We start from the raw sequence: 13304 nt of genomic DNA, 5'->3' as shown, positions 1-13304 counted from the left end.
AAAAATGATCCTTAGGAGAGAGTAAAAATATAGCGCTACAGAACTACTCAGTATCTATAACCAAAGTTGCATAATGGCAGTTTTGATAATATATTGTTATCATTATTCACATAAGCTATAACCTATAGGCTTGATTTTAACACAAGCCTTGCTAAGGTGATGATAAGCTAGTGGGCTATCTTGTATACTGGTTTGTTTACAGATTGCTATAGACAAGGCTGTTTTTTGGACATGTCTAGTAGGGGCGTGTATAGTTGATAAAGTTTAAAACTCACTCACCAGTATTGATTACTCCACAGCTTTATTTAGCAGTAGTTGCTAGCAAAAGTTGCATACGCCCCAGTAACCCTAATTAGTAAAAAGTCGTTTATCAAAAATTTTTACAAATTATTATTATAATTATCTGGGTTTTGTCGCTCTTGTGAAATATAAATTTGCTAAGCTATCTGCTATTAGCCATATAAATTTGTCAGTATTTAACAGAGCCTAACCATCACCTTTATATGTTTAGCCCCTTAATGTTCACCCTTTTGATCTCAACCACAGGATTATGTTATGTCAGACCGTTATGGCAATTTTGTTAAATCGTCTATTGGCAAAAAAGTTGCAAAAAATTTAGGATTACCACTACCAGTAGGTTTAGATAGGTTTGAGAGTGGTCAGCGTTTGGTACGTGGTAGTGCGCTGATTGGTTCAGCTACTGGCGATGATAGTCGTGTCAGCCAAGCTATCGCTCGAATTTTATCAGAGATGCATGTCGAAGTTTTTGTTAATAGCGACGATGGTATTAAAGAGGCGCTTGCTGATGCTGGCATGGAAGCTAAAGCCAGCACTAGTGGTGAAGACAAGTACAAAGTTCTATTATTTGACGCTAGTAATATCAGTAACGCTAGTGAGCTTAAGCAAGTTTATGAATTCTTTCATGCCGTTGCGCGTCGCGTTGAACGTTCAGGACGAGTAGTCATTATCGGTCGTCCGCCAGAAGCTGCCGACGATATCGAAACGGCTTTGGCTCAACGAGCACTTGAAGGTTTTATCAAGTCAGTAGGTAAAGAGTTCAAACGCGGTATTACTGCTCAACTTATCTATGTGGCTCAAGGTGCTGAACAGAATTTAGATTCAACTTTAAGATTCTTTACTTCAGCGCGCTCAGCTTATGTATCAGGTCAAGTGATCCGAGTGGGTAATGGCACCGCTATCGATATCGATTGGACTCAACCGTTAGGCGGCAAGACTATGCTTGTGACTGGTGCCAGTCGTGGTATTGGTGAAGCTATCGCTCGGGTACTAGCTCGTGAAGGAGCACACGTTATTTGTTTAGATGTCCCACAACAACAAGCGGACTTACAAAAAGTAGCCAGCGAGATTAGTGGCTCAACTTTATTGGTTGATATTACTACTGATGATGCTGGAGAGCAGATCGCAGATGCAGCACAAAAGCGTGGCGGACTGGATGCTATTATCCATAATGCTGGCATCACGCGTGACAAAACTCTAGCCAATATGGATGAGCAAAAGTGGGATATGGTTATTAATATTAATTTGGCTAGTATTGCCAAACTTAATAAATATCTGCTTAGCCATGACGTTGTCAATCAAGATGCCCGTATAGTCTGCGTTTCATCAATTTCAGGTATCGCTGGTAACTTAGGTCAGACTAACTACGCTACCTCAAAAGCTGGCGTTATCGGCTTAGTAGATGCTACTGCTAAACAGTTAGCAAGTGGTGATAAAGGTATTACTATTAATGCAGTAGCCCCAGGTTTTATTGAGACTCAAATGACTGAAGTGATTCCTTTTGCTATCCGTGAAGCGGGTCGCCGGATGAACTCTATGAGTCAAGGCGGACTACCAATAGATGTTGCTGAAACTATCGCTTGGTTAGCTTCTCCAGCTTCTGGTGGTCTCAATGGCAATACAGTACGGGTTTGTGGTCAAAGCTTGTTAGGTGCCTAGTCTTACCGCACTTAGCTAAACGCTGCTGAGCCCAGATTTTGAGTAACTGATTGGATTATCATTGCTTAAAATGGCTCTAGTAGTAATAAATACTTACCAAAAATTTGTTAATTAATATTGATAAAGCTGCCTGTGGGTGGCTTTTTTCATATAATTATAAAGATAAAAATTAATACTATTATAAAGATGAAAAAGCCTTTAGCTTGACTGAGCCTAGTAGGTATTTAGGTTTATTATTGCAAGCTATAAACTACTCGATAGCTGGCCGAACGGCTGTTATTGATGATAGTTATATTTTATTTTAAAGGCTTAGCGAGCACTTTATAGCTAAGCTAATGACTGAGTAATGCGCACGGTCGTACTATAAAACCTAGTATGAAAACTACTATAAAATGCTGTAAAATGAGTACCATAACAGTCTAATTGCCCGCTAATAACTATTGGATAAGCTTTTAACAACTGGTCAGTAACCAGCTGCCCTAAAATTTACTTCGTATTATCTAGGATTAACTTATGTCAGATAAACATTTTGATGCACTACCAAAAGCGCATACTACTTATGCCAATATTATAAAAAGCTTATTACCTATTGGTAATAGCGGTAAAGTTAGCAAAGATCAATTGCCACAAGCGACTTACTCTGTCGATAACTTACATATTGACCAAAACAACCTTGACGACTACCGCAAGATTTGTGGTTTTATGGACGATGGTAAGATTCCTATTACTTACTTTTCAGTGCTATCCCAAGCCCTGCAGATGAATATGATGGTCAAAGAGCCGTTCCCATTTGCGATGTTAGGCTTAGTTCATGTCGACAATTTAGTCACTCAGTATCGTAAGATTGGCGAGCGTGAGACGGTTAGCTTATCAGTTACTTTTGATAATCTACGTGACCATGCGCAAGGTCAACAGTTTGATTTTGTCACTACAGTGAAATCGCAAGAAGATGTGATTTGGGAAGGTACTTCTACTTATCTAGCTCGTAGTGATAAAAAGGACAATGCTGGCCTTAAGAGTAAGCCGCGTCCAGTAACCGTCAAGCCGATGGTAGATGAGAAAGGCGTACATAAAATATTTGAAGTTCCTGAAGATATCGGTCGCCGTTATGCGTTTGTGTCAGGTGACTTTAATTTGATTCATTTACATCCTCTATCAGCACGTGCGTTTGGTTTTCCTAAAGCTATCGCTCACGGTATGTGGTCTAAAGCCAAATGCTTGGCGATGATGGGCGAGTTGCCAGAAGCTTGCTCTGCCCAAGTATCCTTTAAGCTACCGATCTTCTTGCCAGCGGAAGTAGAGCTGATCGCTGAACCTATTGCTAAGCTTGAGAGTACTGATGACAGTTGTGTGTTTGGCTTGTACAGTGCCAAAAATGACAAACCCCATCTTGCCGGTCATGTGACTCTAGTGGACGAGAAAAAAGCTTAAATGCTCATATAATTACCTTAGTAGCGCCACAATTGTGTAATCAAACACGGCGCTATTAGCCTTAAATTCCATTAGCCATCATGAAAACTATGATTATGACCCCTTATAATTCTGCCCAAAGCTCAGACTATTCGCCAAGCCAAGATACTGCTGCTAATACCCCAAGTAATACTGAAGCTAAGGTTAACCCTGAGGCTGTTACGAGTACTCTAGCTAATGGTGCCCTTAATAACGAAGACCCTAATAATGATTGGCAAACCAGCAGTCCGCAAACTGCGGATATTAAAACTGACCATTTTGACACGGATAACTCTATCGATCTGGCCTCTATACTGACGCCTTATTATCGTCCTGATGAGCAGACTATCGTTTGCGGGGCGCTTGATGAGGAAAAAGTTCAAGCGTTGGCTAAAGCTGGGGTTGAGCTAGTCGTTAATTTGCAGCCTGATGAGGAGTTAAGCTTTGATGAGGGTGCAGCAGTTACTCAAGCCGGCATGGCTTATGAGCAGTTAGCGATCAATGGTGCTGCTGATCTTAAGCAGCTCAAAATACTAGCCTTTGATAATATCTTGCGTCAGTATCAAGGTAAAAAAATAGCCATGCATTGCAAGTCTGGTGGTAGAGTCGGTGCAGCAACTGCTCTACGTGCTGGCTGGTTGCGTGGTCGTAAGATGGAAACGGCGATGGCAAGAGGCTATAGTCACGGGTTGACGAAAATGCTAGAACAAGAGACTCACGAGCGCTTATTAGTGCCTCGGTAATAGTTGGCGATAGCGCGTAGTGAATTAGTTATAAAACAGGTGACCTTTGGGTGGCCTGTTTTACTATTAACGGTCCATCGTTAACCGTAATTGATAGCTAGTGCTAACCTTAAAAATATTTCTTCCATACTGCTTAAATACTGCTTCCCTATTGCTTCAATACTATTTGCACACTATAAGGCCTTGATGATGATCGATAATAAAACTAGCCATAGCAATATTGATAATGACATTAGTACAGTTGCTGAAGCAACTCAGCTCAAAATCGAGAAAGGCTTGCAGCAGTTATTGAATGATCTGCAACTAGATGATGCGCCAGCAGGGGGCGCACTAGCGGTCTATCATGCAGGTAGCTGTATAGCGCAAGCTAGTGTCGGTATGGCCCAACAAAATGTCCCTTGGCAACCCACTACTTTGGCGTTGAATTTTTCTACTGGCAAAGGAGTACTCGCTACTTTGGCTCATGTTTTAGTCTCACAGCAATTGCTTGACTATGACCAGACGATTGCTAGTTACTGGCCAGCCTTTGCGGTCAATGGCAAAGCTGATATTACCCTACGAAAGCTGATGTCACATCAAGCGGGCTTATTCGCTATTAACACTATCGAGGCGGACATTGCAACTTTGCTTGATTGGGATAAGATGGTTGGCAAAGTTGCTGCCATGGCAATCACTAAGCCTGATAATGCCGAAGCTTATGACAGTGCTTATAGTGCCTTAGTCTATGGCTGGATATTGGGGGCATTGATAGAAAAAGTTACAGATATGAGCTTAGCTGCAGCGCTACGCCATTATTTAACTGAGCCTTTAGGTATAGCAGATAGTTGTTATTTTGGTGTACCAGCCGAGCGAGTGAACGAGGTAGCTAAGTTGGCTAAAGACTTTACAGCTCCTGATACTAGCCCGTCACCGTCACAACCGAGTAGTAAACGCCGTAAACCCACCTTAAGAGCGGATTCTATAGCTACTTTAGCTACTTATCAAAAGTTAGCAAGTTATGGTTGCTGGCAAAGACTAGCAATGGGTGATAAAACGGCCTTAACTTCTAGTCAAATTAATGCTATTTATTTTGATCCTAGTAGTATAAATGCTAGCAACTATAAGTTAGCTTTATTTCCTGCCAGCAAGCAGCCTATCGATTACTATGACCAGCAGACTCTACAAGCAGTTATGCCAGCGGTTAATGGTGTGGCGTCAGCACAGGCGTTAGCGACTATTTATGCCATGCTCGCTAATGGTGGTGTCTGGCAAGGCAAAATCCTGATAGATAGTCAAACCTTTGAGCAGCTATCAATAGTACAACAGACAGGTATGGATGCGGTCATGCCAGCTAGGATGAATTGGCGCTTGGGCTATCATCGCTTGTTTAGTGTTTGTAAAAATAGCGTTAGTCATAGCAATAACCCTAACACTATACAACAAGGTTTTGGCCATATGGGTTATAACGGCTCAGTAGCTTGGTGTGAGCCTACTCGACAACTGTCTTTTGCCTTTGTGCATAATTTCGATGTCACTATGCTCAATGACATTAGACAGTTCGCTTTGACGGAAGCAGTATTGGCTTTATTTGATCAATAGCCAGTTAGCCTCATCATTAAACTGCACTATTAAAATTCTTCAATAATGACAATCAATGGTGGGATTTATTAGGGGTCATTTTTAGTAGCCATGGGGCACTTATGCCATGGATAAATATCGAAGCCAATATGACGATAGAGCATACTATCCATAGTTTAAGTGCATCTTGATCATTGAAATAGCCTTGATTAATAGCGTAAGACAAGTAATACAGAGTACCGATGCCCCGAATACCTAAAGCTGACACAGCATATTTTTCTGTTCGATGCATCTTTAACCCTGATAGGGCAAGGAGGCCAGCTAAGGGACGTATGAGTACTAAAAAAGCAAAACTGACAGCATAGACGCGCCAAGTCAATTCCACTCCAGACTGTAAGCCTTGACCAATCAAGATACCGAAACTTACTAATACTAGAGACATTAGTAAGCCTTCTGACTGCTCGGCAAAGTCATGTAGCTTGTAATGATAGTCATGTTCGCATTCTGAGCGCCGGAAAGTGAACGCTGCTATAAACACCGCTATAAAACCATAGCTGTGGATATATTCCGCCAAGCCGTAAGCTAATAACGTAAGGGCAATCACCACATAACCTTGAGATATAGTGGTATTAAGCGTGTGTTTAGAGAACACTAGCTTTGCCAAAATTTTACCCACTATCACACCAACGACCACTCCGGCACCGATTTGCCATAGTACATCGTGGGTAAACCATGACCAAAGCATCTCAGTAGTAAAATCTTGCCCTTGACCGTAGGCCTCGGCTATTTTTATAGCTAAATACACAAACGGAAAGGCTAAGCCGTCATTGAGACCAGCCTCTGAGGTTAAGGCAAAGCGCGTAGTGTCTTCACCGCCAGTGTTCGGTGGCCCTACTTGAATACTAGAGGCCAATACGGGATCAGTAGGGGCAAGCACTGCTCCTAGTAAGATAGCAGCACCTAAGCTGAGGCCAAAGGCATAGTAACCTAACACTGCCATTGCAAATATACAGATGGGCATAGTGATTAGCAATAAACGTAAGGTAGGCCGCCAGAGCCGCCAAAGTAGCGGAGTATCAATCTTTATACCGGCACCAACTAAAGAGACTAACACTACTATTTCTGTGAGCTTCTCAATAGCTATGCCATTGTCTATAGGATCTAAAAATGATAACGAGGTCCACCAGTAACCTACAGCCATACCAAAAACTACTTGCAGCATAGGCAACGAGATAGGCGTGCGCCCGAATATAATAGGAAACAAGGCACCGAACAAGAATGCAATGCCACAGACTAATAAAAGTAAGTTATAGTTGTCGATCATAAGATTTATGAGCACCAGTAGTTTTTATAAAAATTAAAAGTCGCTTATAATGACTGGAAAATATAAGTCGTTTCGCAAATAATCGTTATCATAATAAAAAAAACGTTGTTTTTTGGTATTTTTTTGATGGAAAAGCCAGCATTTAGCTGGCTTTTTAGAGGACGTTTTAAATAGAAATCGTGAGATTAGCGAACAATAACTGTCAGCATTTAGCGCTCAACTTGGCTCACATCACGTACGGCACCAGTATCGGCGCTAGTAGTCATAGCGGCATAAGCGCGTAGGGCAGGAGTAACATGGCGATCACGATTAGTAGGCTTCCAAGCAGCGCTACCACGGCTTTCCATCTCGCGACGTCGCTCAGCTAAATCAGCGTCACTCACTTGCATATTGATGGTACGGTTAGGGATATCAATATGGATAGTATCGCCTTCGTGAACCAGTCCAATAGCGCCACCTTCAGCCGCTTCTGGGCTAGCATGTCCAATTGATAAGCCTGAAGTACCACCAGAGAAGCGACCATCGGTTAGTAGTGCACACTTTTTTCCTAAGCCTTTGGACTTTAAATAAGTAGTCGGATAGAGCATCTCTTGCATACCTGGACCACCTTTAGGCCCCTCATAACGGATAATAACGACATCTCCAGCGATGATATCATCATTAAGTACGGCGGCTACGGCATCGTCTTGCGATTCAAAAATACGTGCGCGTCCAGTAAAGACTAAGATACTATCATCAACCCCAGCCGTTTTGACCACACAGCCGCGCTCAGCGATATTGCCATACAGCACCGCTAAACCACCATCTTCTGAATAAGCATGCTTGGCACTACGGATACAGCCTGACTCACGGTTAACGTCTAAGTTTGACCATTCTTTTGACTGTGAGAAAGCTTCGGTAGTACGTACGCCACCTGGGGCGGCGATATAACGTGCACGCGCTTCGAGATTGTCAGGATTCATAATATCCCACTTATCAATCGCTTCTTTCATAGTAGCACTATGAATAGTTGGTATATCAGTGTTGAGTAAATTAGCACGATCTAGCTCTGCTAATAACGCAAACACTCCACCTGCACGATGCACATCTTCCATATGATACTTTTGCGAAGCTGGGGCAACTTTAGCTAAACACGGAACACCACGACTTAAGCGGTCAATATCGTGCATTTTAAAGTCTACTTCTGCTTCATGAGCAGCGGCTAGTAAATGCAGGATAGTATTGGTTGAGCCGCCCATTGCGATATCTAAGGTCATCGCATTTTCAAAAGCCGCTTTTGTAGCAATTGAACGTGGTAGCACTGAATCATCATCTTGCTCATAGCGGCGCTTGGCAAGCGCTACAATAGTGCGACCCGCTTCTAAGAATAGCTCGCGACGAAGTGAGTGAGTCGCCAATAGCGAGCCATTGCCTGGTAATGCTAAACCTAGGGCTTCAGTCAAGCAGTTCATAGAGTTGGCGGTGAACATACCAGAGCAAGAACCGCAAGTAGGACAAGCTGAGGCTTCAATAGCGGCGACATCTTCGTCACTGATGTTATCGTCTGCAGCATCCATCATCGCGTCAACGAGATCCAGTTTACGAATTGCACTAGGGCTACTGTCATCATCATTATTGTGGCTTTTGGCAACAGTGCTGGCTAGAATTTTACCGGCTTCCATAGGGCCACCTGAGATAAATACTACTGGAATATTAAGGCGCAACGCCGCCATTAACATACCGGGGGTAATTTTATCACAGTTAGAAATACAAACTAGCGCATCGGCGCAGTGAGCATTGACCATATATTCTACAGAATCAGCAATCAAGTCGCGACTTGGTAGGGAATACAGCATACCGCTATGACCCATCGCAATACCATCATCGACCGCAATAGTATTAAACTCTTTGGCCACGCCACCAGCGCGCTCAATCTCACGGGCGACTAGTTGACCTAAGTCTTTTAGATGCACGTGACCCGGCACAAACTGGGTAAAAGAGTTGGCAATAGCGATAATTGGCTTACCAAAGTCGCCATCAGTCATGCCAGTGGCGCGCCATAATGCCCGAGCACCTGCCATATTACGGCCGCCGGTAGAGGTTTTTGAGCGATAGTCCATGCGATAGTCCTTACAATTAGTCGAGATTTATTAAAGTGTGCAGCAGTAGGGGGATAGTAATAGTGTGCTTTTTATCAACAGTGAGTACTAGTGAATAATACTAGGTCGCTACCATACCATTAGCTATAGGTAACTGGAAGGTAGCTAAAATAATACGCAGATAATATCAAACAATCAGCACAAAGTGCTACCCAAGCCGCTCTAGAATTGCTGATTCAAACCAAGGTAGCTGTACTTTATCCGCTTCTAATTTAGCGATAATGGTTAAGGCGTGGCTTGCTGGCAAGTAGTGATACTCAGTACTGGGACTGAAAGTCAGAAGTGGCTGATCACTGGCGTTGTGCTCGTCGATGCTGACTAAGGTCTGCTGTTGGTTTTTATACAGTACATCAATACGACCAAAGAACTGCCATTCTTTAAAGGCAGCGATTAGTGCCTCAGCGGCGTCTTTGGTATAAAGCTGTTCGGTGGTTTTGCCAGTATTAGTCCAATGCAGACGCACTGCCAGTTGTAACGCTTCACTAAATACCACTAATGAGCCAATAACTTTTACCTGCCAAGGGCTAGCTATTAACTTGCTATCAATACCAATAAAAGTTGCTGCCTCACTGGCAGTCATTGGGGTATTGAACTTGGCAAGTAAGGAGGGAGTTAGTGGATAAGCCTGCTTAATACTGTCATCTAGACTATCATAATGGTATAAAAACAGCATTGGCAAGTCTTGAGTGACCGTCTTTTCGCTGATTTTGCAGTTATGAATACGCCAGTTGAGGGTTTCATCGCTCAAGACTTCAGCCAAAACCATAGTATTGGGGCTAAGGGTTATAGCTGGGCTATCGTCTATAGTAGCCTGCAATGTCTCATCATGAGTGCTACTGCCAGCAATAGCGTTAGTTGTAGAAGCGTCAGTATAATCTGATGATTGAGTTGGCAAAGTAGTCAAATCCATAAGCTTGCTATTATAAATGGTAGGCTACTAATATAACATTTTTTGTCTTCGATCTCGCCAAGAGTTTAGTGTTTTTTGCTCGGCAAAGCTATATTTTATTGAGCTTTGATGTTTTAGCGGTAAAGTATAAGCTTTCATTATAAAAATAGAATTTAGTTTCTCAAATAAGCGCTTAATCGGCACTGACATAGGCGATTTGTGTTTAAAACAGGAGCGTGCTACTGAGATTGATAGCCTCTGTCTACTCAAACACAGCGAGCAAGAAAAATTAATCCTAGTAGTGCCTTATGGTGTTTCTCTCATTTACGACTGGCTAATTATGTTCGGACGATAACTTGTACTCAATCCGCCTTTGCTTCACTATATCGTAGAATGTAAACTCTCATCTTAACCCCAATATTCACTAAAGGAGTAAAACAATGAGTCAGGCTAAAGTACAAAACACTTATGACGACAATAACATCTTTGCCAAGATGCTTAATGGTGATATCCCTTGCCATAAGGTCTATGAAGACGATAAAACCCTCGCCTTTATGGATATCATGCCGCAAGCATTAGGTCATGTATTGGTCATTCCTAAGCAAAAAGCAGTTGATTTGTCTGATCTTGAACCTGAGTATGCAGCAGCAGTATTGATGACTTGTAAAAAGGTGATGCAAGCGCAACGTCAAGTGTTTGAGCGTGAAGGTATTATTCAAATGCAGTTAAATGGTGCGCAAGCAGGGCAGACGGTATTTCATTATCACGTGCACCTTATTCCAAACAGTATTCATGAATTAGGGCGTCATGCCACTAAACCTGCGGACCATGTAGAGCTTGCTGAGACCGCCAAGCAGCTTGCAGCTGCCATTGCTGAGTAATAATTATTAAGTAACAAAGTGCTGACTAAGCTTTGATTTTATTGCTATTTATTTGATTTTTTACAAATTTTAGTGTTAAATGCCTAGCCTTAAATGCCCTAGGATTTCTAATATATACCGAGGGCGGCGAATAAGTCGCCTTTTTTATTGTTCGCTATAACTAAAGACTATTGTTTCCAGTTACGATTTATTAGTTATTAGTTATTAGTTATTAGTTATTAGCTTTTAGCAAGTCTGTTAAAGTTATAGAGACCTATATTAAAGATCCCTTCCAAACTTTCACTTCAAAAGTCTGTTTTACGAGACCGTTTTATGAGTAATAAGCTACGCTCTACTATCCTAATGCCTGTGTTTATACCCACAGCAGTGGTAATGATTTTATTAGTGATTGGCACCTCAGTTAGCCCAGAAGCCGCTAGCGGATTGTTTCAGCAAGTGCTTGAATTTACCACTGAGACTTTCGGTTGGTTTTATATGCTGGCAACGGCGCTATTTTTGATATTTATTGTGGCTTTGGCTTTTTCTCCTTATGGCAATATCAAGCTTGGTCCTGATCATGGCGATGCGCAATATAACTTTATCGAATGGTTTGCCATGTTGTTTTCGGCAGGCTATGGCATAGCGTTACTATTCTATGGGGTGGCGGAGCCAGTGACTCATTTTGCGCTGCCGCCTCTCTCAGAGCCTGAGACTATTGCTGCTGCTAAAGAGGCGATGCAGATTGCGTATTTTCATTGGGGTTTTCATATCTGGGCAATCAATGGGGTAGTAGCCTTGAGCTTAGCTTATTTTGCTTTTCGTCATGGTTTGCCCTTATCGATGCGCTCAACACTCTATCCACTCATTGGCGACAAAATCTATGGTCCCATAGGCCATACCGTCGATGTGTTTGCGATTTTGGGCACTTTATTTGGTTTAGCAACTAGTCTGGGTATTTCAGTCTCGCAGATCAATACGGGTCTAAATTATCTATTACCAAGTATCCCAGTAAATACTACAGTACAAGTTATTGCGATTGCAGTTATTACCGGACTGGCACTAATATCGGTACTAGCAGGAATGGATAAAGGGGTGAAAAGGCTGTCGCTTATCAATATGGCACTGGCAACAGCGTTGATGGCTTTTGTGTTCATCGTTGGTCCGACAGTATTTATCTTAAATGCTTTTATGGAAAATACTGGCGGTTATCTTGGTAATATTGTTGAGCGTACTTTTAGCTTGCAGGCCTATCAGCAAGGTGATTGGATCACTAGTTGGACGTTATTTATCTTTGCATGGACGATTTCATGGTCGCCATTCGTAGGTATATTCATCGCCAAAATCAGCCGCGGTCGTACTATTCGTGAGTTTATCGCTGGGGTGATGTTAGTACCAACTTTATTCACCTTCTTTTGGTTCGCAGTATTTGGTGATACAGCGCTCAATATGATTATGGTTCAAGGCTATGATTCCTTAATTACCGAAGTACAGAATAACCAAGCGATTGCCTTATTCAAACTACTAGAGAATCTACCCTTTACCCAAGTAGTATCTGCGCTAGCCGTAGTGCTTATCATGACCTTTTTTATCACTTCATCTGACTCAGGCTCATTAGTGATCGATTCACTAGCAGCAGGAGGCCGAAGTGATACCCCTGCATGGCAGCGAACGTTTTGGGTGGTAACATTAGGTATTGTTGCTGCGGTACTTTTACTTGCAGGTGGCCTCAAAGCACTACAGACAGCGGCTATCGTCAGCGCGCTACCATTCACTATTATCATCTTAATAGCTATGTTTGGGATGTGGCGGGCACTACGTATTGAGGGTCATCGCAATCAGAGTTTAGCGAATGACAATCATCTGCCACCGCACTTGCTGAAACTGGACTCATGGCGTGAACGTATCGATTACATTACTGAACAGCCAAGCCGTGAGGAAGTATTGAGCTATATTCAAGGCACGGTAATATCAGCAATGACAGAGGTGGCGGAGAAGTTTGCCGAAACGGGGTGGCTACCTGAAGTCAATTATGATGATACTAATAATCGAGCGGTACTAGAGCTACAGCGCGGTGATGATGTAGAGTTCTGGTATGAAGTGCGCTTATCACATCGTGACCAGCCCAATTACTATGCAAAAGACACCAAAAGTGACTTGTCGCAAAAGCACTTTTATCGAGCGCAAGTGTATCTACGTCGGGGCGCACAAACTTACGATTTGTATGGCTATCAAGCAGAATCGATTATTAATGATATCATTGACCAGTTCGAAAAATACTTGCACTTTTTGAATGAGTCTCCTAATAGCCTGCCATGGCGCATGCAAGTTCACGATGATGATATCACTGTGGAACAAGGTAGCGTTTTTGATAAATAGCTTCTTCTATTA

9 protein-coding genes are annotated in these 13304 nt (G+C 42.4%); 6 read left to right on the top strand and 3 right to left on the bottom strand.

Features of this window, described 5'->3' with window-relative positions; all coding sequences use genetic code 11:
- Positions 1-555 precede the first annotated feature (555 nt).
- The 4 genes from JMY09_RS03555 (at position 556) to JMY09_RS03540 (ending at position 5726) form a co-directional block, all read left to right on the top strand.
- Entirely contained in the window at positions 556-1956 is a 1401-nt protein-coding gene (locus tag JMY09_RS03555; RefSeq protein ID WP_201622221.1) for a 3-oxoacyl-ACP reductase, read from the top strand.
- A 513-nt stretch (positions 1957-2469) separates the two neighbouring features.
- On the top strand, positions 2470-3387 hold the full coding sequence (locus JMY09_RS03550) for a MaoC family dehydratase (RefSeq protein WP_201622220.1): 918 nt from the start codon (positions 2470-2472) through the stop codon (positions 3385-3387).
- 80 nt (positions 3388-3467) lie between these two features.
- Positions 3468-4148: a protein-tyrosine phosphatase family protein gene (locus JMY09_RS03545; RefSeq protein ID WP_227677144.1), complete on the top strand. Its 681-nt coding sequence runs from the start codon at positions 3468-3470 to the stop codon at positions 4146-4148.
- Positions 4149-4337: 189 nt separating this feature from the next.
- Complete coding sequence (locus JMY09_RS03540) at positions 4338-5726, top strand: serine hydrolase (protein ID WP_379606726.1); 1389 nt, start codon at positions 4338-4340, stop codon at positions 5724-5726.
- Between the two features lie 52 nt (positions 5727-5778).
- Here JMY09_RS03540 and JMY09_RS03535 read toward each other — a convergent pair whose 3' ends face one another.
- The 3 genes from JMY09_RS03535 to JMY09_RS03520 form a co-directional block, all read right to left on the bottom strand.
- Positions 5779-7029, bottom strand: coding sequence for a cation:proton antiporter (locus JMY09_RS03535; RefSeq protein ID WP_201622218.1), 1251 nt, complete (start codon positions 7027-7029; stop codon positions 5779-5781).
- A 209-nt stretch (positions 7030-7238) separates the two neighbouring features.
- The gene (ilvD, locus tag JMY09_RS03525) at positions 7239-9128 is read right to left on the bottom strand and encodes a dihydroxy-acid dehydratase (protein ID WP_201622217.1); all 1890 of its coding nucleotides are present in this window, start codon (positions 9126-9128) and stop codon (positions 7239-7241) included.
- Positions 9129-9315: 187 nt separating this feature from the next.
- Positions 9316-10077, bottom strand: a complete 762-nt coding sequence (locus JMY09_RS03520) for a hypothetical protein (RefSeq protein WP_201622216.1) — start codon at positions 10075-10077, stop codon at positions 9316-9318.
- 419 nt (positions 10078-10496) lie between these two features.
- On the opposite strand from JMY09_RS03520, the gene JMY09_RS03515 reads away from it, so the two are divergent.
- Both JMY09_RS03515 and JMY09_RS03510 read left to right on the top strand, forming a co-directional pair.
- Positions 10497-10937, top strand: a complete 441-nt coding sequence (locus JMY09_RS03515; RefSeq protein ID WP_201622215.1) for an HIT family protein — start codon at positions 10497-10499, stop codon at positions 10935-10937.
- A gap of 312 nt (positions 10938-11249) precedes the next feature.
- Positions 11250-13292, top strand: coding sequence for a BCCT family transporter (locus JMY09_RS03510; protein ID WP_201622214.1), 2043 nt, complete (start codon positions 11250-11252; stop codon positions 13290-13292).
- The last annotated feature ends 12 nt before the right edge of the window (positions 13293-13304 follow it).

Origin of the sequence: Psychrobacter urativorans (assembly GCF_904846695.1) — a bacterium.
GTDB lineage: Bacteria > Pseudomonadota > Gammaproteobacteria > Pseudomonadales > Moraxellaceae > Psychrobacter > Psychrobacter urativorans.
The sequence above is the reverse complement of the archived record's forward strand: the minus strand, read 5'-3'. Positions and strand labels throughout refer to the sequence as shown.

Coding starts and splice junctions, on each gene's coding strand:
- JMY09_RS03550 (WP_201622220.1), top strand. CDS start 2,470: ATGTCAGATAAACATTTTGATGCACTACCAAAAGCGCATACTACTTAT.
- JMY09_RS03535 (WP_201622218.1), bottom strand. CDS start 7,029: ATGATCGACAACTATAACTTACTTTTATTAGTCTGTGGCATTGCATTC.
- JMY09_RS03510 (WP_201622214.1), top strand. CDS start 11,250: ATGAGTAATAAGCTACGCTCTACTATCCTAATGCCTGTGTTTATACCC.
- ilvD (WP_201622217.1), bottom strand. CDS start 9,128: ATGGACTATCGCTCAAAAACCTCTACCGGCGGCCGTAATATGGCAGGT.
- JMY09_RS03555 (WP_201622221.1), top strand. CDS start 556: ATGTCAGACCGTTATGGCAATTTTGTTAAATCGTCTATTGGCAAAAAA.
- JMY09_RS03545 (WP_227677144.1), top strand. CDS start 3,468: ATGAAAACTATGATTATGACCCCTTATAATTCTGCCCAAAGCTCAGAC.
- JMY09_RS03515 (WP_201622215.1), top strand. CDS start 10,497: ATGAGTCAGGCTAAAGTACAAAACACTTATGACGACAATAACATCTTT.
- JMY09_RS03540 (WP_379606726.1), top strand. CDS start 4,338: ATGATCGATAATAAAACTAGCCATAGCAATATTGATAATGACATTAGT.
- JMY09_RS03520 (WP_201622216.1), bottom strand. CDS start 10,077: ATGGATTTGACTACTTTGCCAACTCAATCATCAGATTATACTGACGCT.